At 71.9% G+C, this 19,286-nt stretch carries 18 protein-coding genes, 1 pseudogene and 1 riboswitch; of the genes and pseudogenes, 12 read left to right on the top strand and 7 right to left on the bottom strand.

What is annotated here, in order from left to right:
- Positions 1-4 precede the first annotated feature (4 nt).
- Entirely contained in the window at positions 5-1,717 is a 1,713-nt protein-coding gene (locus tag AC6F7H_RS29785; protein ID WP_500760486.1) for a sodium/solute symporter, read from the top strand.
- The gene (locus AC6F7H_RS29780) at positions 1,714-2,919 is read left to right on the top strand and encodes a sensor histidine kinase (RefSeq protein WP_500760484.1); all 1,206 of its coding nucleotides are present in this window, start codon (positions 1,714-1,716) and stop codon (positions 2,917-2,919) included. The genes AC6F7H_RS29785 and AC6F7H_RS29780 overlap by 4 nt, the downstream gene beginning before the upstream one ends.
- A gap of 21 nt (positions 2,920-2,940) precedes the next feature.
- Here the strand turns inward: AC6F7H_RS29780 and AC6F7H_RS29775 are convergent, their stop codons facing one another.
- Positions 2,941-3,117: a hypothetical protein gene (locus AC6F7H_RS29775; protein ID WP_500760482.1), complete on the bottom strand. Its 177-nt coding sequence runs from the start codon at positions 3,115-3,117 to the stop codon at positions 2,941-2,943.
- A gap of 74 nt (positions 3,118-3,191) precedes the next feature.
- Between AC6F7H_RS29775 and AC6F7H_RS29770 the strand changes: the two genes are divergently transcribed.
- The 5 genes from AC6F7H_RS29770 (at position 3,192) to AC6F7H_RS29750 (ending at position 9,824) form a co-directional block, all read left to right on the top strand.
- Positions 3,192-3,686: an Lrp/AsnC family transcriptional regulator gene (locus AC6F7H_RS29770; protein WP_500760479.1), complete on the top strand. Its 495-nt coding sequence runs from the start codon at positions 3,192-3,194 to the stop codon at positions 3,684-3,686.
- Between the two features lie 159 nt (positions 3,687-3,845).
- On the top strand, positions 3,846-4,643 hold the full coding sequence (ddaH, locus tag AC6F7H_RS29765) for a dimethylargininase (RefSeq protein WP_500762131.1): 798 nt from the start codon (positions 3,846-3,848) through the stop codon (positions 4,641-4,643).
- On the top strand, positions 4,640-5,866 hold the full coding sequence (gene rocD, locus AC6F7H_RS29760) for an ornithine--oxo-acid transaminase (RefSeq protein WP_500760476.1): 1,227 nt from the start codon (positions 4,640-4,642) through the stop codon (positions 5,864-5,866). Before ddaH ends, rocD begins: the two co-directional genes overlap by 4 nt.
- Before the next feature lie 184 nt (positions 5,867-6,050).
- Positions 6,051-8,573, top strand: a complete 2,523-nt coding sequence (locus AC6F7H_RS29755; RefSeq protein ID WP_500760473.1) for a SpoIIE family protein phosphatase — start codon at positions 6,051-6,053, stop codon at positions 8,571-8,573.
- A 24-nt stretch (positions 8,574-8,597) separates the two neighbouring features.
- Positions 8,598-9,824: a SpoIIE family protein phosphatase gene (locus AC6F7H_RS29750; protein WP_500760471.1), complete on the top strand. Its 1,227-nt coding sequence runs from the start codon at positions 8,598-8,600 to the stop codon at positions 9,822-9,824.
- Between the two features lie 24 nt (positions 9,825-9,848).
- On the opposite strand, the gene AC6F7H_RS29745 is transcribed toward AC6F7H_RS29750, so the two are convergent.
- The 3 genes from AC6F7H_RS29745 to AC6F7H_RS29735 all read right to left on the bottom strand — a co-directional run bounded on the left by AC6F7H_RS29745 (position 9,849) and on the right by AC6F7H_RS29735 (position 13,127).
- Positions 9,849-10,304: an RpiB/LacA/LacB family sugar-phosphate isomerase gene (locus tag AC6F7H_RS29745; protein ID WP_500760469.1), complete on the bottom strand. Its 456-nt coding sequence runs from the start codon at positions 10,302-10,304 to the stop codon at positions 9,849-9,851.
- Positions 10,305-10,667: 363 nt separating this feature from the next.
- Positions 10,668-11,678 (bottom strand): cytochrome d ubiquinol oxidase subunit II, encoded by a 1,011-nt coding sequence (locus AC6F7H_RS29740; protein ID WP_500762129.1) that lies wholly within the window; start codon positions 11,676-11,678, stop codon positions 10,668-10,670.
- Between the two features lie 39 nt (positions 11,679-11,717).
- The gene (locus tag AC6F7H_RS29735; RefSeq protein WP_500760466.1) at positions 11,718-13,127 is read right to left on the bottom strand and encodes a cytochrome ubiquinol oxidase subunit I; all 1,410 of its coding nucleotides are present in this window, start codon (positions 13,125-13,127) and stop codon (positions 11,718-11,720) included.
- A gap of 621 nt (positions 13,128-13,748) precedes the next feature.
- Between AC6F7H_RS29735 and AC6F7H_RS29730 the strand changes: the two genes are divergently transcribed.
- Positions 13,749-14,771: a zinc-dependent alcohol dehydrogenase family protein gene (locus tag AC6F7H_RS29730; protein WP_500760464.1), complete on the top strand. Its 1,023-nt coding sequence runs from the start codon at positions 13,749-13,751 to the stop codon at positions 14,769-14,771.
- A gap of 215 nt (positions 14,772-14,986) precedes the next feature.
- On the opposite strand, the pseudogene AC6F7H_RS29725 reads toward AC6F7H_RS29730, so the two are convergent.
- Positions 14,987-15,115, bottom strand: a pseudogene (locus AC6F7H_RS29725) (IS701 family transposase); the annotation flags it as partial.
- Positions 15,116-15,532: 417 nt separating this feature from the next.
- Here AC6F7H_RS29725 and AC6F7H_RS29720 point away from each other — a divergent pair.
- A complete protein-coding gene (locus tag AC6F7H_RS29720) occupies positions 15,533-16,258 on the top strand; it encodes a lysophospholipid acyltransferase family protein (protein ID WP_500760461.1) in 726 nt (241 codons plus the stop codon).
- 81 nt (positions 16,259-16,339) lie between these two features.
- Here AC6F7H_RS29720 and AC6F7H_RS29715 read toward each other — a convergent pair whose 3' ends face one another.
- Positions 16,340-16,636, bottom strand: coding sequence for a type II toxin-antitoxin system Phd/YefM family antitoxin (locus AC6F7H_RS29715; protein WP_500760459.1), 297 nt, complete (start codon positions 16,634-16,636; stop codon positions 16,340-16,342).
- Positions 16,637-16,704: 68 nt separating this feature from the next.
- Between AC6F7H_RS29715 and AC6F7H_RS29710 the strand changes: the two genes are divergently transcribed.
- The 3 genes from AC6F7H_RS29710 to AC6F7H_RS29700 all read left to right on the top strand — a co-directional run bounded on the left by AC6F7H_RS29710 (position 16,705) and on the right by AC6F7H_RS29700 (position 18,674).
- Positions 16,705-17,340: an ATP-dependent Clp protease proteolytic subunit gene (locus AC6F7H_RS29710; protein WP_500760457.1), complete on the top strand. Its 636-nt coding sequence runs from the start codon at positions 16,705-16,707 to the stop codon at positions 17,338-17,340.
- A gap of 7 nt (positions 17,341-17,347) precedes the next feature.
- Positions 17,348-17,656, top strand: coding sequence for a hypothetical protein (locus tag AC6F7H_RS29705; RefSeq protein WP_500760455.1), 309 nt, complete (start codon positions 17,348-17,350; stop codon positions 17,654-17,656).
- Between the two features lie 410 nt (positions 17,657-18,066).
- A riboswitch (cyclic di-AMP (ydaO/yuaA leader) is annotated at positions 18,067-18,197 on the top strand.
- A 3-nt stretch (positions 18,198-18,200) separates the two neighbouring features.
- Positions 18,201-18,674, top strand: coding sequence for a C40 family peptidase (locus tag AC6F7H_RS29700; protein ID WP_500760452.1), 474 nt, complete (start codon positions 18,201-18,203; stop codon positions 18,672-18,674).
- A 95-nt stretch (positions 18,675-18,769) separates the two neighbouring features.
- On the opposite strand, the gene AC6F7H_RS29695 is transcribed toward AC6F7H_RS29700, so the two are convergent.
- Complete coding sequence (locus AC6F7H_RS29695) at positions 18,770-19,228, bottom strand: ATP-binding protein (RefSeq protein ID WP_500760450.1); 459 nt, start codon at positions 19,226-19,228, stop codon at positions 18,770-18,772.
- Positions 19,229-19,286 lie beyond the last annotated feature (58 nt).

Genomic DNA, 19,286 nt, shown 5'->3' with positions numbered 1-19,286 from the left:
CACCGTGAACTCCAGTTACGCCGTCCCCGCCGTCGCGCTCGTCGTCCTGGCGACCGTCCTCGTCGGCGCCTTCGGCCTGCGCATCTCCCGCACCACCTCCGACTTCTACGTCGCCTCCCGCACCGTGGGCCCCCGTCTGAACGCCGCCGCCATCAGCGGCGAGTACCTCTCCGCCGCCTCCTTCCTGGGCATCGCGGGCCTCGTCCTGGTCCAGGGCCCGGACATGCTCTGGTACCCGGTCGGCTACACCGCCGGCTACCTGGTCCTGCTGCTGTTCGTCGCCGCCCCGCTGCGCCGCTCCGGCGCCTACACGCTGCCCGACTTCGCCGAGGCCCGCCTCGCCTCGCAGGCGGTGCGACGGCTCGCGGGCGCCTTCGTCGTCGGCGTCGGCTGGCTGTACCTGCTGCCCCAGCTCCAGGGCGCGGGACTCACCCTGACCGTGCTCACCGGCGCCCCCGGCTGGCTCGGCGGGGTGATCGTCGCCGTCGTGGTCACCGTCATCGTCGCAGCCGGCGGCATGCGCAGCATCACCTTCGTACAGGCCTTCCAGTACTGGCTCAAGCTCACCGCCCTGTTCGTGCCCGCACTGTTCCTGGTCCTCGCCTGGCAGAGCGACGGGGCGCCCAGCCACGCCTTCGACGAACCCGCCGCCTTCCGCGAACAGCGTGTCGTCCGCATCGACGACACCCTCGACCTGCGGCTCGCCGAGCCGCTGACCGTGACCGTGGACGGCACCGTCGACGGCCGCGAACACACCGGCACCGAACTCCGCCTGCCCGCCGGCACCCACCGCATCGACGGCGGCACCCGGCTGACCTTCGCCGAGGGAGCCGAGGTCCCGGCCGCCGGGCGGGGTGCCGACGACGCCCTGTCGCCCTCGCGGGCCGAGTCCCGCGAGGAACGCCCGCTGTACGCCACGTACGGGCTGATCCTCGCCACCTTCCTCGGCACCATGGGCCTGCCGCACGTGGTGGTCCGCTACTACACCAGCCCGCACGGCGTCGCCGCCCGCCGCACCACCGTCGCCGTCCTCGGCCTGATCGGCGCCTTCTATCTGCTGCCCCCGGTCTACGGAGCCCTCGGCCGGCTGTACGCCCCCGACCTCACCCTCACCGGCAGCGCGGACGCCGCCGTGCTTCTGCTGCCCGGCCGCATGATCGGAGGAGCGGGTGGCGACCTGCTCGGCGCGCTGGTCGCCGGAGGTGCCTTCGCCGCGTTCCTGTCCACGGCGTCCGGGCTGACCATGGCCGTGGCCGGCGTGATCACCCAGGACGTCCTGCCCTCACGCGGCGTACGGCACTTCCGGCTCGGCACGCTGCTCGCCATGGCCGTCCCGCTCGGGGCGAGCATCCTGGTCGGCGGGCTGCCGGTGGCCGACGCGGTCGGGCTCGCCTTCGCCGTGTCGGCGTCCTCGTTCTGCCCGCTGCTCGTCCTCGGTATCTGGTGGCGCCGGCTCACCCCGCCCGGGGCGGCGGCCGGCATGCTGGTCGGGGGCGGCTCCGCCTTCGTCGCCGTCGCCGCGACCATGGCCGGCTTCCCGGGCCGGGGCGCACTGCACGCGCTGCTCGCCTGGCCCGCCCTGTGGTCGGTGCCGCTGGGCTTCCTCACCATGGTCCTGGTCTCCCTGGCCACCCCCGGCCGGGTGCCGCCCGGCACGGCGGCGGTGCTCGCCCGGTTCCACCTGCCGGAGGAACTGCGGACGGAGGTGTCCAAGTGAGCGGATTCCTGGCGGGCCTGTGCGTCGCCGTGCTGCCCCTGCTGGCCGCGGGCTTCTGGCTCGGCCGACGCACCGCCCGGCCCGCCAGTCTCGCCGGACTCGGCACGCCCGTCGAGCACGCCACCTTCGAGACCCTGCACACCGCCTCCCTGGCCACGCCCCCGCTCCGGGCGGGCCTGACCGAGGAGACCGCCGGCAGATCCGCCCGCAAGCTGCGCTCCCTGCTCGGCACCGACGCCCTGTGCCTCACGGACCGCGAGCAGGTCCTCGTCTGGGACGGCGCCGGCGCCCATCACCGTACCGAGATCATGGAACGACTGGCCGGACCCCTCGATTCCGGCCGCGGTGAGGCGTTCCCACTCAGCTGCGACACCCCCGACTGCGCGGTGCGGTGGGCCGTCGTCGCCCCGCTCACCGTCGACGACCGGGTGCACGGCGCGCTCGTCGCCTGCGCGCCCCGCGAGTCCGCGGTCCTGGCCCGGGCGGCCGGGGAGGTGGCCCGCTGGGTCTCCGTCCAGCTCGAACTGGCCGACCTCGACCAGTCCCGCACCCGCCTCATCGAGGCCGAACTCAGGGCACTGCGGGCCCAGATCTCCCCGCACTTCATCTTCAACTCGCTCGCCGTGATCGCCTCGTTCGTACGCACCGACCCCGAGCGCGCCCGCGAACTGCTCCTGGAGTTCGCCGACTTCACCCGTTACTCGTTCCGCCGGCACGGCGACTTCACCACCCTCGCCGACGAACTCCACGCCATCGACCACTATCTGGCGCTGGTCCGCGCCCGCTTCGGCGACCGTCTCTCCGTCACCCTGCAGATCGCCCCCGAGGTGCTGCCGGTCGCGCTGCCCTTCCTCTGCCTGCAACCGCTCGTCGAGAACGCCGTCAAACACGGCCTCGAGGGCAAGACCGACAAGTGCCACATCCAGATCACCGCACAGGACGCCGGCGCCGAAGCCCTCGTGGTGATCGAGGACGACGGCGCCGGAATGGACCCCGGCCTGCTGCGGCGCGTTCTCTCCCGCGAGGTCGACCACACGGGCGGCATCGGTCTGTCCAACGTCGACGACCGGCTCCGCCAGGTCTACGGCGACGACCACGGCCTCGTCATCGAGACCGCGGTGGGCGCGGGCATGCGGGTCACCGTCCGGCTGCCGAAGTACCAGCCGGGCGTGCACCTGGCGGGGCGGCTCACGCCGAAGTGAGCGCCGAACGCCACGGGCGGCTCAGTCGCTGCGCGTGGCGACCATTGCGAGGGTGATCAGCCCCAGGACGACCCAGCCGAACCACAGCCATCCGTTGCTGCCGAGCGCCACCGTGTAGGCCGTCACGGCGACGAGGCCGCCGACGGTGAGCACTCCCATGGTCTTCGTCGAGCTCGAACCGTTGCGGGAACCGGGCATCGCGACACCCTCCTCATGGTCCTGGTGTTCGGTTTTTCTCCATGGTGCCCCGGTTCTGCCGTTACGGTGCCGGTATGAACAGCAGGCCCGCACCGTTCGACGAGCTGGACCGAAAGATCGTCACCGCTCTGATGGCGAACGCCCGGTCGTCCTTCGCCGAGATCGGCGTGGTCGTCGGGCTGTCGTCCACGGCGGTCAAGCGCCGGGTGGACCGGCTCCGCGAGACGGGGGTGATCACCGGGTTCACGGCCACGGTGCAACCGTCGGCGCTGGGGTGGCGCACGGAGGCGTACGTCGAGGTGTACTGCGAGGGGGCGGCGCCGCCCCGGCGGCTGGCGGAGGTGGTGCGCAACCACCCGGAGATCGCCGCGGCGATGACGGTGACCGGTGGTGCGGACGCCCTGCTGCATCTGCGGGCGCGGGATGTGGACCACTTCGAGGAAGTACTGGAGCGGATCCGCGCGGAGCCGTTCATCCGGAAGACGATCAGCGTGATGGTGCTGTCCCATCTGATCCCGGAGAGTCCGGAGGCGGGGGCGAGCCAGCCGGCTCCCCAGGACCCGGGGTAGGACGCAGCGGACGTGCGCCGAGCAGTGGGAACACGCAGTATTCCTGCGTGAACACGCAACTCTCGTTCCTTGTCGCCCGCCCCGGTCGCTTTCTACCGTGGACTCACCCCTGATGACACCGCGTGGAAGCGGAGGCACCCCTCTGTGACCGGTCCCCCTGTGCCGTCCCCACGGCGCTATCTCGTCTGCGACCCCGGGCACTTCGCCGTGCGGTACGCGATCAACCCCTGGATGCGTCCCGACCGTCCCGTCGACGTCCCCCTGGCCCAGCGGCAGTGGCGGACGCTGGTCGACGTCTACCGCGCGCACGGTCACACCGTGGAGACCGTGCGGTCCGTGCCCGGTCTGCCCGACATGGTGTTCGCCGCGAACGCGGCGGTCGTCGTCGAGGGCCGCGTCCTCGGCTCCCTGTTCCTGGCGCCCGAACGGCGCCCCGAGTCCGTGCCGTACGAGAGCTGGTTCAAGGCGGAGGGCTTCGACGTCCACCGTCCCGAGTCGGTGTGCGAGGGCGAGGGCGACCTGGTCCCCGCCGGGCGCTGGATCCTCGCCGGCACCGGGTTCCGCACCACCCGTGAGGCGCATCGGGAGGCACAGGAGTTCTTCGGCGTGCCCGTGATCAGCCTGACGCTGGTGGATCCGTACTTCTACCATCTGGACACGGCCCTGTTCACACTGGACGAGGAGAACATCGCGTACTACCCGGAGGCGTTCTCGCCGGGGAGCCGCGAGGTGCTGGCCCGGCTGTATCCGGACGCGGTGACCGCGACCCGCGAGGACGCGATGGCGTTCGGCCTGAACTCCGTCTCCGACGGGCGCCACGTGTTCATCTCCCCCGAGGCGACAGGCCTCGCCGCCCGGCTCACCGACCGCGGCTACGTCCCCGTCCCCGTCGACCTGTCCGAGTTCCACAAGGCGGGCGGCGGGATCAAGTGCTGCACTCAGGAGATCCGCTCATGACCACTGCCGTCCGTACCCGTTCGTCCGCCGAGCTGATCGGTGCGGAGGAACCGGTCCTCGCGCACAACTACCACCCGCTGCCCGTGGTCGTCGCCCGTGCGGAGGGCGCGTGGGTGGAGGACGTGGAGGGCCGCCGCTACCTCGACATGCTGGCCGGCTACTCGGCGCTCAACTTCGGCCACCGGCATCCCGCGCTGACCGAGGCGGCACACCGTCAGCTGGACCGGCTCACGCTCACCTCGCGTGCCTTCCACAACGACCGGCTCGCCGAGTTCGCGGAGCGGCTGGCGGCGCTGACCGGGCTGGACATGGTGCTGCCCATGAACACCGGCGCGGAGGCGGTCGAGAGCGCGGTGAAGGTGGCCCGCAAGTGGGCCTACGACGTGAAGGGCGTCCCGGCCGACCGGGCGACGATCGTGGTCGCGGCGGACAACTTCCACGGCCGGACGACGACCATCGTCAGTTTCTCCACGGACGAGACCGCACGCGCCGGTTTCGGGCCCTTCACACCCGGCTTCCGGGTCGTGCCGTACAACGACCTCGCGGCGCTGGAGGCGGCGGTCGACGAGACGACGGCCGCGGTGCTGATCGAGCCGATCCAGGGCGAGGCGGGGGTGAACATCCCCGACGACGGCTATCTGGCGGGCGTGCGGGAGCTGACGCGCCGCTCGGGGTGCCTGTTCGTCGCGGACGAGATCCAGTCGGGGCTGGGGCGCACGGGCCGCACGCTGGCCGTGGAACACGAGTCGGTCGTCCCGGACATGGTCCTGCTCGGCAAGGCCCTGGGCGGCGGCATCGTCCCGGTGTCGGCGGTGGTGGCCCGGCGCGAGGTGCTCGGGGTGCTGCACCCCGGGGAGCACGGGTCGACCTTCGGCGGCAACCCGCTGGCCGCCGCCGTCGGTACGGCGGTGGTGGAGTTGCTGGAGACGGGCGAGTTCCAGCGCCGGGCGGCGGACCTGGGCGTGGTGCTGCGCGGCGGACTGGAAGCTCTGGTCGGCAAGGGCGTCGTCGGCTTCCGCTCGCGCGGACTGTGGGCGGGCGTCGACGTCGACCCCGTGCTGGGCACCGGCCGGGAGGTGAGCGAGCGTCTGATGCGGGAGGGGATCCTGGTCAAGGACACCCACGGGTCCACCATCCGGCTGGCCCCGCCGCTCACCATCGGGGGCGAGGAACTCCAAGAGGCCCTGGAGACGCTGGGGAAGGTACTGGGCCAGGGCGGCTGACCCGCCCGGACCCCGGCCACCGTCCCGTTCCCACCCGCCTGACCCGCCTGACCGCGGTCCGGAGGGTGGGAACGGGCGTTTCCGGCCGGCGCCGGGAAGCCCCCTGCCCGGTTCCCGGGTGAAGATGGGGATGAAGATGGGAACAAGAGGGGGTAGACCACTCTCAGCGACAGAGAGGTCGGCCGTGGGCGGACACGAGGACGGACACGAGGGACCGGACGTTGCCCGACAGGGGTTCGACGTCGCCGACGCCGTTCCCCTGCTGCTCGATCCGCAGGGCGTCGTGACGAACTGGACCGGTCCGGCCGAGCGGCTGCTGGGGTATCCGGCGGCCGAGGCCGTGGGCAGGAAGCTGGCCGAGCTGCTCACCGCCGAGGACGCCGAGCGGGTGCCGGACCTGCTCGGGCAGTGCCGGGCGGACGATGGCTGGGCGGGCCCGATGACGGCCCGGCACCGGGACGGACGGCCGGTCCCCGTCATGGTCCGGATCATGCGGACCATGGAGCCGCGGGGCCGCTCGTCCCTGCTGGTGCTGCTGTCGGAGCTGACCGGTTCCTTCGGCCGACGCATGAGCCGCTCCGCCGGCTGGGACATGAGCCGCGAGGTGCTCGATCAGATGGTCTCCGGATCGTCGATCGGGCTCGCGATCGTGGACACGGACCTGCGGTACGTGTGGTCGAACACCGCCCTGGAGCAGTTCGGCGGCGGCCCGGCCCAGCGGCGGCTGGGCCTGCGGTTCGCCGACGTCCAGCCCGGACTGGACGCCGAGTCCGTCGAGGCTCAGATGCGCCACGTGCTGGAGACCGGCGAGCCGGTGGTCGGCCACGAGTACGTCGGCCAGGTCCGTTCGGCGCCGCTGCGCGAGACTGCGCACATGCTGTCGTTCACCCGGCTCGACGACGACCGGGGCCGCCCGATGGGCGTCTACTACAGCGTCGTGGACATCACCGAGCGGCACCGCGCCCGTCAGCGGCTCGCCCTGCTCGACCGGGCCGGCGAGCGCATCGGCCGCACACTGGACGTCATGCGCACCGCCCAGGAGCTGGCGGACGTCGCCGTCCCGGAGCTCGCGGACTTCGTGGCCGTGGACCTGCTGGAGACGGTGGTGCGGGGTGCCGAGCTGCCGCCCGGACCGCTCGCGGAGACGGACCGGGTGCAGCTGCGCCGCGCGGGCCACCGGTCGCTGTACGAGGACCTGCCGCGGAAAATCCTGGAGACGGGCGCGGTGACGAACTTCCTGGCCGGTTCACCGCCGGTCCGCTGCCTGACCACGGGCCGGTCCTGGCGCCAGGAGCAGCTCGACCCGCTCGCCACGGAGTGGATCGACGGCACACCGGACGGCCGGAGGGCCACCTTCCTCGAGCTCGGTCTGCAGAGTGCGATGGTCGTGCCGATCCGCGCCCGGGGCATCACCCTGGGTGTCACCGGCTTCTTCCGGCGCCGCCCGGACCCCTTCAGCGAGGACGACCTGACCCTGGCCGAGGACCTCGTCTCCCGCGCCGCCGTCTGTGTGGACAACGCCCGGCGCTACGCCAGGGAGCGCGACGCGACGCTCGTACTGCAGCGCAGCCTGCTGCCCCGCCGGCTCCCGGAGCTGGACGCCGTCGAGGTGTCGGCCTGTTACCGCCCGGCCGACGAGCTGACCGGCCTGGGCGGCGACTGGTACGACCTGATCCCGTTGTCGGGTGCCCGCGTCGCCCTCGTCGTCGGAGAGGTCCCCGGCCACGGCATCGCCGCCGCCGCGGCGATGGGCCTACTGCGTACCGCCGTACGGACCCTGGCCGCACAGGATCTGCCGCCCGAGGAGGTGCTCGCACATCTCGACGACCTGGTGTCCGGCTCGGCGCGGGAGGAGGGCGCCGAGCCGGACGAGCCGGAGGGGACCTCCGGCCAGGCCGTGGGCTCCGGCTGCCTGTACGTCGTCTACGACCCGGTCGACGGCCGGTGCGCGATGGCCGCCGCGGGCCATCCCGTACCCGCCCTGGTGGCACCCGACGGCACGGTCGGCTTCGTCGATCTGCTGCCGGGGCCCCTGCTCGGCGTGGGTGGCCCGCCGTTCGAGGCGATGGAGCTGTCCCTGGCCGAGAGCAGCACGCTCGCCCTGTACACCGACGGTCTGCTGACCGACACGAAGACCGGTTCGACCGCGGGCGGCCAGGATCGGTTGCGCCGGGTACTGCAGAGGGCCGCGCCCTCACTGGAAACACGGTGCCGGGCCGTGGTGGACGCCCTGGTGCCGATCCGTCCGTACGACGACGTGGCACTGCTGATGGCCCGTACCCGGCTCCTGGACTCCGACCAGGTGGCGGCCTGGGACCTGCCGCCGGATCCGGCCGTGGTGGCCGAGGCCCGCAGGACGGCCACCCGGCAGCTGACCCACTGGGGTCTGGACGAGCTGGTCTTCAGCACGGAACTGATCGTCAGCGAACTGGTCACCAACGCCATCCGGCACGCCGCCGGCCCCGTCCGCCTGCGGCTGATCCGGGAGCGCGCGCTGGTCTGCGAGGTGTTCGACGGCGGCGCCACCACACCGCACCTGCGCCATCCCCGCGCCATGGACGAGGGCGGACGCGGGCTGCTGCTGGTCTCGCAGCTCGCTCAGCGGTGGGGCACCCGTTTCGTTCCCGACGGGAAGGTCATCTGGGCCGAGCAGTCGCTGAGCGGACCGGGGGATCTTCCCCTCGAGACGGCCTTCCCCCTGGAATGACGCTCCCGTCAGGAGGCGGTGGCCATGACACAGACGGCGATCGACTACGCGGCGGTGTACCAGGCCCTGCCCGGCATGGTGGCGCTCCTCACCCCCGATCTGGTGTACGCGGATGTGAACGAGGCGTTCGTCCACGGGACCGGGAAGTCCCGGGAGGAACTGCTGGGCCGCTACCTGTTCGACGTCTTCCCGGACAACCCGAACGACCCGGACTCCTCGGGCGCGCACAACCTGCACGCCTCCCTGCTGCGGGTCGTGGCCACCGGCGAGCGCGACACCATGGCCCTGCAGCGCTACGACGTCGAGAGCCCGGAGCGGCCCGGCGAGTGGGAGGCGCGCTACTGGAGCCCGGTGAACACGCCGGTGCTGGGCGGCGACGGCTCCGTGGTCCTGATCGTGCACCGGGTCGAGGAGGTCACCGAGCTGATGCGGGCCCGCCACCGCGCGGGTGTCGACCAGAGCCGGGTCCTGGAGGCCGAACTGTACACGCGCGCCCGCGAGCTGCAGGAGCTCAACAACCGCCTGCGCCAGGCGCACGCCCGGGAGCGGCAGGTGGCACTGGCGCTGCAGAGGTCCATGCTGCCCGCACCGCGGCAGGTGGGTCACCTGGCCGCCGTGCGCTACCGGCCGGCGGTGGGCGCGCTCAACGTCTGCGGGGACTGGTACGACCTGGTCGACCTGGTGCGCGGCCACCGTATCGGCGTGTCCGTGGGCGACGTGGTCGGGCACGGACTGGAGGCGGCCGGCGTCATGGGCCAGCTGCGCAGCGCGCTCACCGCCGCCTCCCGGGTCGCGGCGGGGCCCGCCGAGGCGCTGGACGTCGTGGCGCGCTACGCCCACGTGGTCGACGGCGCCGAGTCGGCGACCGTGGTCACCACCTTCGTCGACTTCGACCGGCACACCATCGACTACAGCAGCGCCGGTCATCCCCCGCCGGTGCTGGCCCACCCGGACGGGCGGGTGGAGTTCCTCGACCGGGCCACCGACCCCCCGCTCGACGCCCGTCCCGAACCGGTCCGCAGACCGGAGGCGACGACCACGTTCACGCCCGGGGCGACTCTCGTGCTCTACACCGACGGTCTGGTCGAACGCCGCCGGGAGGACATCGACACCGGGCTGCTCCGGCTCGCCGAGTCGCTGCGCCGCCACCGGTCACGGGATCCGGAGTCGCTGGCCGACATCGTGCTGCGGGAGTTGCTGCCGCCCGGCGGCGCCACCGACGACACCGCGCTGGTCGTCGTCCGGCTGTGATCCGCCGCGGGACAGCGGTACGGCTCAGCCGGTGGGCCGGGCGTCGTCGAGCCGGTCCACCCGGTCCACGTTCTGCCGGTCGTCCGCGTCCTGTCCGGCCGCCCCGGCGAACCAGGCGTCGAGGATCTCCTTCAGCAGCGGCTCGGACGTCAGCCGCAGGCCGAGCGCCAGCACGTTCGCGTCGTTCCAGCGGCGCGCGCCGTCCGCCGTGTAGGCGTCCGTGCACAGGGCTGCCCGTACGCCCGGCACCTTGTTGGCCGCGATCGAGGCACCCGTGCCGGTCCAGCAGCACACCACCGCCTGGTCGACGGTCCCCTCGGCGACGTCGCGGGCGGCCGCCTCGGAGCAGAACGCCCACCGCGAGTCGCCCCCGGGGCTCAGGGCGCCGTGTACGCGCACCTCGTGGCCGCGCTCGCGCAGTTCGGCGAGCAGGGCCCGGGCGACGGGTTCGTCCATGTCGGAGGAGACGGAGATCCGCATGGGGCGAGCCTACTCGCGCGTGCGGCGACCGGCGGCGGCCGGGCGTCGCACGCGTCCCCGCCGCCGCCCCCGCTGAGGGGCGCTCGGTGAGAACGCCCGAGCCGTGACCGGGATGCCGAACCCGGCCGCGATCCGCACGAGCGTGTCGTGCGTAGCAGGTACACGGCCTCGGTACCGGCGGCAGTCGCATGTCCGACTGTCGCCGATTCGGCTGTGGTTCCGGCGTGACGGTTCCGGAGTGCTGTCATCGGGCCGGCCCTTGACGGTGGCCGGGATCGGCCCCGTGCGTGGGGACGTTGTCCGAGCAGCAGCCGGGGCGGCCATGCCCTTCCTCCAGCCGCGCACCGGCGTAGGCGCCTCGGTTCACCGCGACGAGTGCTGGTCGGCGGCTCCCCGCTGGAAGGTGGCGTACAGCAGCCACAGCGACGGGACGAGCACCACCGCTCCCACGCCCAGCACCACGAGGACCGCCGACAGCACGGAGGCGCTCGCCGCGGCCTCGGTCACCGTCGTACTGCCGACCAGCAGGGCCGGGTACTGGGCTGCGCCCCACGCCCACAGGACGGCGGCGACCGCCAGGGCCGCGGCCGCGCGGGCGGCCACGAAGCGCTGCCGGGCCAGCAGAGCGAGGCCGGTCAGACCGGCTACCACGCTGATGATCACCAGTGGCAGCGCGCGGTGGGTCAGCCCGTGGAACAACTCGGGGGCGTCCGCGTTCAGCACCGCGATGCCCGCAAGGGCCACGACGCCCGCTGTCAGGCCACTGACCACCGCGTCGCGGGTGAAGGCCGCGGCGAGCTCCGGCCGTCCCTCCCGGTGCGCGTCGGCGCACAGGTACACCGCCGCCAGGTGCGCACAGGTCACCACGGCCAGCAGCCCGCCCAGCAGCGACGTCGGATTGAGCCAGCTGGTGACCACGTCGCCTTCGGCGAGCCCCGGCGGAACGCGGCCGGAGGCGACACCGCCCGCCACCGTGCCGAGGAAGAACGGCGTCAGCAGCGACGACAGCGCGAAGCACGCGCCGAACAGCCGCTGCTGCCACAGTTCGGTGCTCGCCTTGCGGAAGGCGAAGGCGGCGCCCCGGGCGATGATGCCCAACGCGGCGAGGGTGAGCGGGATGTACAGGGTGGACATCACCGCGGCGAACACCGGCGAGAAGGCCGACCACAGCATCACGACCACGAAGATCAGCCACACGTGGTTGGCCTCCCAGACCGGCCCGATGCTGTGCTCGATGAGCCCGCGCCGGGCCCGGCCGCGCTCGGCGCCGCCGGCCAGCAGGTCCCAGACTCCGGCGCCGAAGTCGGCTCCTCCGAACAGGGCGTAGCAGGTCAGGCCCACCCACATCACGGCGAGCGCCGCGTCCGCGAGCACGGTCACCTCCAGGGGGTCGTACAACGGGCTGCGGGAGAATCACACGACGGGATAACCGGTGACGTCCTCCTCCTGCGGTGCGCGCGGCACCGGGGTGCCCCGGGCAAGGCGGCGCAGGACGTAGACGGTCGCGACGGTCATCGCGGCGTACACCACAAGCACCAGCCACAGTCCGGTCATCAGGCCGGGAGCAGGGTTGACGGCATCGCGCACGCTCATCAGGCCCCACACGATCCAAGGCTGACGGCCCAGCTCCGTGACGGTCCAGCCGCATTCGAGGGCCACCACCGCGGCCGGGCCGCCGACCGCGGCCAGCGCCAGGAAGAGGCGGGGGGTGGACAGCTCGCCGCCGGTACGGCGACGGCGCCACCACGCCCACAGCAACCACACGCCGAGGGCGAGCAGGAAGAAGCCGACGGCGACCATCAGGTCGAACGCCCAGTGCACGCCGGTGACCGGCGGATGCTGGGCGGGCGGCACACGATCGAGGCCCTTGACGACGGTGTCGGGACGGTAACCGATCAGCAGCGACAGCCCGTTGGGGATCTCCAGGCCGTACTTCAGCCCGTTCTCACCCGCGACGCCGCCGATCGTCAGCGGTACGTGCGAACCGGTGCGGTAGACGCCTTCGGCGGCCGCGAGCTTGGTCGGCTGGTAGTCGGCCAGGAAGCGTGCCGCCCAGTCGCCCACGACGATCTGGAACGGTGTCACGATCGCGCCCAGCGTGAACGGGATGAAGAACCCGGCCCGGTGGTAGGTGTCGCGGCGCCCGCGCAGCATGGCCACGGCGTACACGGCGGCGGTCAGGAACGACGCGACCATGAAGGCCGCCAGAATCATGTGCACGGTCTGCGGCGGGCTGGCCGGGTTGAGCATCGCCGCCCACGGATCGACGTCGACCACCTTGCCCTCGCGCAGGGTGAAGCCGCGCGGCTGGTTCATCCAGGCGTTCGCGCACACGACGAAGAACGCCGACGCGGTGCCCGCGATCACGATGGGGAGGCCGACCAGCAGATGGCGGCGGGGTGGCAGCCGGTCCCACGCGTACAGGTAGATGCCCAGGAAGATCGCCTCCACGAAGAAGGCGATGCCCTCCAGTGCGAAGGGCAGCCCGATCACCTGACCGAACCTTCCCATCAGGCCGGGCCACAGCAGTCCCATCTCGAAGCTGAGGATCGTGCCGGACACGGCACCCACGGCGAACAGCACCCCCATGGCACGCGCCCACCGGCGGGCCAGCAAACGGTGCGCCGGGCTGCCGGTGCGGATGCCGTACCACTCGGCGAGCAGTGTCAGCGCCGGGAGCCCGACGCCCAGACAGGCCACGATGATGTGCCAGGCGAGGGAGAAACCCATCTGCGCCCGCGCCGCCGCCAGATCGCCCTCCGACACCCGGTCGGCCGCGTATCCGACGAGCACCCACGGACCGGTGAGCAGGGTGTGCGTCATGAAACCCGTCAGTACCCAGATCGGACGGTCGAAACCGGTATCCGGCGAAACGGCAGACCGAAGGTACGAAAGGCAGGTCGGGGCGTGGTGATGCCCCTCGGCGAGGAGACCGAGCAGGCCGTCGCCGGTCGACCCCGTCGGGAGGGCACGGTCTGGTCATCTCTGCGGCGATCCGCCCCGCGGCACGCTCGGCCGACACATGCTCGACCTCGGCGAAGGAAGCCTCCCGCGACCGGGAGCTTCTCGGTTTCGTCGTCGTCAGCGTATGTGGCCGAGAAGCGTTGTCACGTTGACGGGGGTGTGAGCGGCCGGGGGCGTGCCGGGGCGTGTTGCGGCCTGGCCGGTGCTGCCGGTGACCTGTTCCCGGATGGTGAAGCAGAGCCTGTCCGCCCGCGCGGAAAACCGGGTACCTGGGTGGTGCGGATCTCCTCCTGCCCGCGCCCGCGGCGGGGGCAGGAGGAGATCGCGGCCCTGGGCACAGGCTGCCTGGGCGGGTGAAACGGGTGACCGCGGGGCCGCCCGGCAGCGCCCTGCACTCTCTGCCGCAGTGCTCGGCCTTTCATGGTCGGGAGCCCCCGGGTCCGCCCCTCGACCGATCACAGCAGGTAAGGAGCAGCAGCCATGCGCGGTGTCGTGATGCGCGCCCCCGGAGATGTCCGGGTGGAGCAGCGCGAGGACCCGGGGATCGTCTCACCGACGGACGCGGTGATCCGTCTGTCGGCGACCTGCGTGTGCGGGTCGGACCTGTGGCCCTACCGTGGGATCGAGCCCGTCCGGGGCCCGGCCCCGATGGGCCACGAGTACGTGGGCGTCGTGGAGGAGGTCGGCGGCGAGGTGACGAACATCAGGCCCGGCCAGTTCGTGGTCGGCTCGTTCTTCGCCTCCGACAACACCTGCGAGATCTGCCGGGCCGGCTACCAGTCCTCCTGCGTCCACCGCGAGCCCATGGGCGCGCTCGGCGCCCAGGCGGAGCGGCTGCGCGTCCCGCTCGCCGACGGCACCCTGGTCGCCACACCCGACATTCCCGACGACGACCTGGTCCCCGGCCTCCTGGCCGCCTCCGACGTGCTCGGCACCGGCTGGTTCGGCGCGGCGGCCGCCCAGGCCGGTCCCGGCAAGACGGTCGCGGTCGTCGGCGACGGCGCGGTCGGTCTGCTCGCGGTACTGGCCGCCCGGCGGCTCGGCGCGGAGCGGATCATCGCCATGAGCCGCCACGCGCCGCGCCAAGAGCTCGCCCTGGAGTACGGCGCCACCGACATCGTCACCGAACGCGGCGACGACGGCGTGGCGAGGATCAAGGAGCTGACCGGCGGGCTGGGCGCGCACTCGGTCATCGAGGCGGTCGGCACCCAGCAATCGATGTGGCAGGCCATCGGTTCCACCCGCCCCGGCGGGCACGTCGGCTACGTGGGCGTCTCCCACGACGTGGCACTGGACGGTCAGAAGTTGTTCTTCTCCCACGTGCACCTGCACGGCGGCCCGGCCCCGGTGCGGCAGTACCTGCCCGAGCTGATCGACCTGGTCTGGAACCGCCGGATCGATCCTGGCAAGGTCTTCGACCTCGCCCTCCCCCTCGACCAGGCCGCCGAGGCCTACCGCGCCATGGACGAACGCCGCGCCATCAAGCCCCTGCTGCAGGTGTGACCCCGCTGCCGAGCCGCTTGCCCGCACCCCTCCCCCTCGGCGGAGCCGGGGCGAGCGGCTCACCCGGACACCGCCGTCCCTGCCGGACCGACGCACAGCGGCAGCCGACGACGCGGACCATGTCGGTGACGGTAACCTCCAGCGGGGCGCGGGCGAGGTGGCGGGCGATCTCGTCGGGCCGGCTGATGCTGCGGCGGGCCGGTATCCCCCGCTGCCGGGCCGGGCAGCCCGCGGACATGGTCCCGCGTCCGCCGGCGTGGCTCCACCCGCGCGAAGCGGGCTCCCGTCCGCAGGAAGAGTTCTTCGGGTTCCAAGCCCCAGCCGTTCGTCGGTACGTCGTGGATCACGGCAACGCACTGCTCGTCGCACCGTCATTACATACCGCCAGGACGTTGACCAGGACGAATACAGAAGTCCGACTGGACTGCCAGCTGGACGACTTCACAACGGACGTGCCCAGGTCATCGGCACTTCAACGCGAGATCGATCTGTCGTGCGCGCCGCGGCAGGCGCCGCCGGCGCCAAGCCGCATGAGAGCTCGGACTCAACTGGACGAGTCGGCGGAGGGGCCAGGCAGGTGCCTCGGACGCCCGCACCTCACGGCTGACGAGAAGTCAGCAAAGTCGGCGAAGGGTCAGCATGTGCCCGGTCGAACGCGGTTGCAGATGCCTGCGGATGCGCGTGGGCCGGCACCCGGGATCATAGACTTGACCTGCGAAAACCCCGAGCCGAAGCGGACCTGGTGAAGTGAGGGACGAGCCGTGTTCTACTACTTGCTCAAATACGTGCTGCTGGGCCCGCTGCTGCGACTGGTCTTCCGGCCTCGAATAGAGGGCCTGGAGCACGTGCCGTCGTCCGGTGCCGCCATCGTCGCCGGCAACCACCTGTCGTTCTCGGACCACTTCCTGATGCCCGCGATACTCAAACGGCGCATCACCTTCCTCGCCAAGGCCGAATACTTCACCGGTCCCGGCGTCAAGGGCCGGCTGACGGCGTTCTTCTTCCGCAGCGCGGGGCAGATCCCGGTCGACCGCTCCGGCAAGGACGCCGGCCAGGCCGCGATCCGGGAGGGCCTCGGAGTGCTGAACAGGGGGGAACTGCTCGGTATCTATCCGGAGGGCACCCGGTCGCACGACGGGCGCCTCTACAAGGGCAAGGTCGGGGTCGCGGTGATGGCCCTCAAGGCCGGCACCCCGGTGATTCCCTGCGCGATGATCGGCACCTTCGAGGCGCAGCCGCCCGGGAAGGTCCTCCCCCGCATCCACCCGGTGGTGATCCGCTTCGGCAAGCCCCTCGACTTCTCGCGCTACGCCGGCTTGGAGGACGAGAAGGCGATACTGCGCGCCGTCACCGACGAGATCATGTACACCATCCTGAGCCTGTCCGAGCAGGAGTACGTCGACCAGTACGCGGCCGTCGCCAAGGCGGAGGACGCCGAGCGCAAGGCGGCGGAGAAGCGCCGGCTGCCGCGGATGCCGCTGAGCTGACCGGCCCCGTCCGAAAACGGAACCGTGCACCCCCGCCGCGGCGGGGGTGCACGGTTCCGTTTTCGGGGCCTTCTCGGCGACTTACGAAGTGGCCGTTCCGCGGTGCTCCGCGGCGATGCCGAAGCGCTGCTGTTCGCGTGGAGCGGACGCCGCCTCGTGGACGCCGGAAACCGTGCTGACCACCTGATCCCCGGTGGGCTCCCGTCGCGCGTCGAGCTCCTGGAGCTGCTCGAGTCGTCGCAGGTCATCGGCGGACACAAGGGCGACGAGGGGCTTTCCGTGCCGGGTCACGACGACGCGCTCACCGCCGTACACCACGCGGTTGATCAGGTCGGCGAGTTCAGCCCTGGCTTGCGTCACCGGAATCTCGTAGGCCATGCCCCCATCATAACGTCACGTACGTCCTGTACATTTTTTACAGACAGCTGCCGCGAGGAGGGGCTCCCATGACCCGACCGTCCGCCCGCCACGTCCTGCCCGAGTTCACCGAACACACGGTGTCCGGGCGCCGGAGCACGGATCCGTACTCGAAGCTGATGGAGGAGCGGATCGTCCTCCTCGGGACACCGATCGACGAGACCTCCGCGAACGACGTGATCGCCCAGTTCATGTACCTGGAGCACCGGGACCCCGACCGGGACATCTCCCTCTACGTCAACTCGCCCGGCGGCTCCTTCCACGCCATGTCGGCGATCCACGACACCCTGCGCTACATCGCCTGCGAGGTGGAGACGGTCTGCCTGGGCCAGGCGGCCGGGACGGCCGCGCTGCTGCTGGCCGCCGGGACGCCGGGCAAGCGGTACGTACTGCCCGGGGCGCGGCTGGTGCTCCGTCAGCCCGCGCTGACGGAGCCGGTGGAGGGCAGGGCGAGCGATCTGGCCGTCCAGGCCGAGGAACTGACACGCGTTCGGGCCCGGCTCGAGGAGATGCTGGTCCGGCACACCCGTCGCACCCCGGAGCAGGCACGGTCGGACATCGAGCGGGACACAGTCCTCGACGCCCGGGCGGCGGTGGACTACGGCCTCGCGGACCGGATCGTGACCCGCCGCGAGGGCCTCCAGACCACTCCCGGCACGAGGTGAGCCGTCGATGCTGCCTCCCGAGTTGCCTCCGCTGCCCTCACTGACCCGCGCCGAGGCCGAGCTGATCGACCGTTACCTCGAGGCCGTCGACCTGCTCGGCCGGATCAACCCGGCCCGCGACGGCGACACCTACCAGGGGCTGCGCGCCGCGCAGGCACTGGTCGGCAAGGCCGTCGCCCTGCGCGACGCGCTGGCCCTGATGCACAGGCGCGGCGAGACCGAACTGCACACCGCCACCCTGGCCCGCGCGTTGCGGGTGCTGGACGGCGAGCGCCGCACGGCCCGCGTCATCCTGCCGCCGGGCTCCGGCAGTTGACGCTCCTACCGGTCCGGGCGGGGCGTGCGCCGGTGTCATGTCCGCACCTGAGTCGAAACGGACCAAAAGACGTACCCCCAAGCGGCGTAGATCCACGGCTTCTTTTCGGGCCGCCAAGGTTGCGCACCGCACGCGTTCCTTTTCGGAATCAAGCATTCCGACGCTGGTCCGGGGCTCCTCGGCGCTCTGGACGGCAGCCCGAACGCAGCACTGTCCACCCGAACGGATGAGTGGTGAGTAACAACACAAACCCCCGGCTCCGGTGGGATTTCGGGCCAACCATTGCCAAGATCGCTCACTGACGACAAGCCCCCGCCGCCGCGGCGGGGCGATCCGGGCGGACGCCGAGTCCTGCCGCTGCCCGGATGACCGGTCGACAGGAGTGGATCGGCAGGAGTGGAGGACCCGAGCACGACGGGTCGCCGGAGCGGGGGTTCCCGTTCCGAGCAGCCCTTGGGGTGAAGCCGCACGTGTGCGGCCGGGCAACTTCGCCAGCCCGAATCCGACAGGTCATCCTTCACAGGCGGCTGACGAAGGGTTGCGCATGACCGCGCTCAATCGTGTCCCGTCTCTCATGGCCCGGGCCGGCACGGCCTCGGCCCTCACCCTCGCCGCCGTGGGCGGCTCACTCGTGGTTCCCGGTGCCGCCTCGGAGGCGGCGGCCGCGAGTACGTCCGCCAAGGCTCTCCAGGTCGCGGCCTCCAAGAAGGGTTCGCCCTACCGGTGGGGCGCCACCGGACCGTCCCGCTTCGACTGCTCCGGCCTGACCCTCTACTCGTTCAAGAAGGCGGGCAAGCAACTGCCGCGCACCGCAGCCCAGCAGTACAACAAGACACGCCAGGTCTCGGCCTCCAACCGCAAGGCGGGCGACCTGGTGTTCTTCCACTCGGGCCAAAACATCTACCACGTCGGCATCTACGCGGGTCAGAACAAGATCTGGCACGCCCCGAAGACCGGGGACGTGGTACGCCTGCAGAAGATCTGGACCCGCAGCGTCTGGTACGGCCGGGTCAGCTGATCCGCGGGGGCGGCGGCATTCCCCCTGTCGCCGCCCCCGCCACTTTGTCGGGGAGTCACCGACGCGACCGGGGCCGCGCTGTTCCGTCGTGGCCCCTACGGCTCCTGCCGTCCCACCGCCGTGACCGGCTCGGCCGGGACGGCCCACGGGAGCACGACGAAGACGGTCTTGCCGCCCTCCCTGGTGGGGCGGACCCTCATCCTGCCGCCGCGTTCCGCGGTCAGCCAGCGGATGATGACCAGCCCCCGGCCGTTGTCCTGCTGGACCGCGGCGGGGAGCCGCTTGGGGAGCCTCGGATGACTGTCGGTGACTCCGATGCGCAACCGCTCGTCGTGGTCGAGGGCGATGTCCACCGTGAACGTGGGTGACTGTCCGAGGGTGTGCTGCACGGCGTTGGTGGCCAGTTCGGACACGATCAGCCGCACGGTGTCGGACACTTCCGTGTCCGCCGGCATGCCCCACTCCGCCAGCGTGTCCACCACATGGGCGCGCGCGGCGGAGACCGAGGCTGGATCGCTCGGCAGAGTGATGGATGCTTCCAAATGGTCTGCCATGGCGACGTCGTCCCTTTCCCACGGGTCCACGGTCCGGCACGGAGCGGCTGATTCGAGT

It is taken from the genome of Streptomyces sp. MMS24-W38 (genome assembly GCF_059889265.1).
The sequence above is the reverse complement of the archived record's forward strand: the minus strand, read 5'-3'. Positions and strand labels throughout refer to the sequence as shown.

What these genes read in the sequence shown, in the direction of transcription:
- AC6F7H_RS29775 (WP_500760482.1), bottom strand. Translation starts at nt 3,117, where the DNA reads ATGCCCGGTTCCCGCAACGGTTCGAGCTCGACGAAGACCATGGGAGTG.
- AC6F7H_RS29770 (WP_500760479.1), top strand. Translation starts at nt 3,192, where the DNA reads ATGAACAGCAGGCCCGCACCGTTCGACGAGCTGGACCGAAAGATCGTC.
- rocD (WP_500760476.1), top strand. Translation starts at nt 4,640, where the DNA reads ATGACCACTGCCGTCCGTACCCGTTCGTCCGCCGAGCTGATCGGTGCG.
- AC6F7H_RS29750 (WP_500760471.1), top strand. Translation starts at nt 8,598, where the DNA reads ATGACACAGACGGCGATCGACTACGCGGCGGTGTACCAGGCCCTGCCC.
- AC6F7H_RS29745 (WP_500760469.1), bottom strand. Translation starts at nt 10,304, where the DNA reads ATGCGGATCTCCGTCTCCTCCGACATGGACGAACCCGTCGCCCGGGCC.
- AC6F7H_RS29735 (WP_500760466.1), bottom strand. Translation starts at nt 13,127, where the DNA reads ATGACGCACACCCTGCTCACCGGTCCGTGGGTGCTCGTCGGATACGCG.
- AC6F7H_RS29730 (WP_500760464.1), top strand. Translation starts at nt 13,749, where the DNA reads ATGCGCGGTGTCGTGATGCGCGCCCCCGGAGATGTCCGGGTGGAGCAG.
- AC6F7H_RS29715 (WP_500760459.1), bottom strand. Translation starts at nt 16,636, where the DNA reads ATGGCCTACGAGATTCCGGTGACGCAAGCCAGGGCTGAACTCGCCGAC.
- AC6F7H_RS29710 (WP_500760457.1), top strand. Translation starts at nt 16,705, where the DNA reads ATGACCCGACCGTCCGCCCGCCACGTCCTGCCCGAGTTCACCGAACAC.
- AC6F7H_RS29705 (WP_500760455.1), top strand. Translation starts at nt 17,348, where the DNA reads ATGCTGCCTCCCGAGTTGCCTCCGCTGCCCTCACTGACCCGCGCCGAG.
- AC6F7H_RS29700 (WP_500760452.1), top strand. Translation starts at nt 18,201, where the DNA reads ATGACCGCGCTCAATCGTGTCCCGTCTCTCATGGCCCGGGCCGGCACG.
- AC6F7H_RS29695 (WP_500760450.1), bottom strand. Translation starts at nt 19,228, where the DNA reads ATGGCAGACCATTTGGAAGCATCCATCACTCTGCCGAGCGATCCAGCC.